The organism is Vibrio sp. Vb0667 (assembly GCF_033391095.1).
This window is the reverse complement of record NZ_JAWPOL010000134.1, coordinates 1-1,584: the sequence shown is the minus strand read 5'-3', so window position 1 is coordinate 1,584 and position 1,584 is coordinate 1. Positions and strand designations below refer to the sequence as shown.

At 48.4% G+C, this 1,584-nt stretch carries 1 protein-coding gene; it reads left to right on the top strand.

What is annotated here, in order from left to right:
* Positions 1 to 21 precede the first annotated feature (21 nt).
* A complete protein-coding gene (gene murE / locus R8269_RS24020) occupies positions 22 to 1,503 on the top strand; it encodes a UDP-N-acetylmuramoyl-L-alanyl-D-glutamate--2,6-diaminopimelate ligase (RefSeq protein ID WP_318222755.1) in 1,482 nt (493 codons plus the stop codon).
* Positions 1,504 to 1,584 lie beyond the last annotated feature (81 nt).

The following is a 1,584-nucleotide window of genomic DNA, read 5'->3' as shown; positions in this document are numbered from 1 at the left end:
GCCAAAGCTCGGAGAACAAATATGACTAAAGCCATCAGTATGGACGTGCTGCTTTCCCCTTGGGTGGATTGCCCTAGTTTGGCGTCCGTTCTCGTTTCAGAACTAGAACTTGATAGTCGCAAAGTTCAACCAGGTACAACTTTTGTCGCTCTTGTCGGCCATGTGGTAGATGGACGTAAGTTCATTGCCTCTGCGATTGAAAAAGGTGCCAATGCGGTGATTGCCCAGGCTTGTGATGTGAAAGCGCATGGCACAATCGACATCATCGATGATATTCCGGTGGTTTATCTCGATGCGCTTGATAAATGTTTATCTGAAATTGCCGGCCAGTTGTACACCTATCCTGATATGAAGTTGATTGGTGTGACAGGTACAAACGGTAAAACCACCATCACCCAGCTTATCGCGCAGTGGATTGGATTAGTTGGCTCAAAAGCAGCAGTGATGGGCACCACAGGTAATGGTTTCTTAGATGATTTAAAAGAAGCGGCGAACACCACAGGAAACGCGGTGGAAATCCAGCATACGCTTGCTGCTTTGGCCGAACAACAAGCGCAATATACGGCGTTAGAAGTGTCTTCTCATGGCTTGATCCAAGGCCGCGTTAAATCCCTTTCCTTTGCTGCTGGCGTATTTACCAACTTGAGCCGAGACCATCTTGATTATCACGGTACGATGGAAGAGTACGCCAACGCCAAACTAACGCTGTTTACCCAGCATCAATGTGCTCAAGCAATCATCAATGTTGATGACGAAGTTGGCGCTGCGTGGGCGAAACAACTGACGAATGCGATTGCCGTTTCTCTTGCTCCTACAACTGAGTTTGAACACGCGCTATGGGCGAGCCAAGTGGCTTATGCTGAATCTGGTATTACGATTCGTTTTGATGGTCAGTTTGGCGAAGGTACGCTGCATGCGCCGTTGATTGGTGAATTCAACGCAGCCAACTTAATGCTGGCATTTGCGACCTTATTGAGCCTTGGTTTTGATAAGAGCGATTTGCTAGCGACGGCTGCTCAATTGCAGCCGGTGTTAGGCCGAATGGAGCTATTCCAAGCCGAGAATCGCGCCAAAGTTGTGGTCGATTACGCTCACACGCCTGATGCGCTTGAAAAAGCATTACAAGCACTGCGCGTGCATTGTGACGGACAGCTTTGGGCTATTTTCGGTTGTGGTGGCGATCGCGATGCAGGTAAGCGTCCGATGATGGCAGAAATCGCTGAGCGTTTGGGTGACAAAGTCGTCTTGACCGATGATAACCCGCGCAGTGAAGACCCTGTATTCATCGTCAAAGATATGCTTGCTGGCCTATCCAAACCAGCAGAAGCTATTGTTCAGCATGATCGCTTTAAAGCGCTTTCTTACGCGTTAGAAAACGCTGCGCCTCAAGACATTATCTTGCTGGCAGGTAAGGGCCACGAAGACTACCAAATTCGTAATGGCGAAACGATTCATTATTCCGACCGCGAATCCGCAATGCAGCTTTTAGGATTGTCCTCATGATCAAGGTTACTTTATCTCAAATTGCAGAAATCACTGGCGGAGCGTTATTCGGTAACGATCTGACTATCGACGCAGTGTCCA

Excerpts from the sequence above, each read along its gene's own strand:
- murE (WP_318222755.1), top strand. The coding sequence starts at position 22 with ATGACTAAAGCCATCAGTATGGACGTGCTGCTTTCCCCTTGGGTGGAT.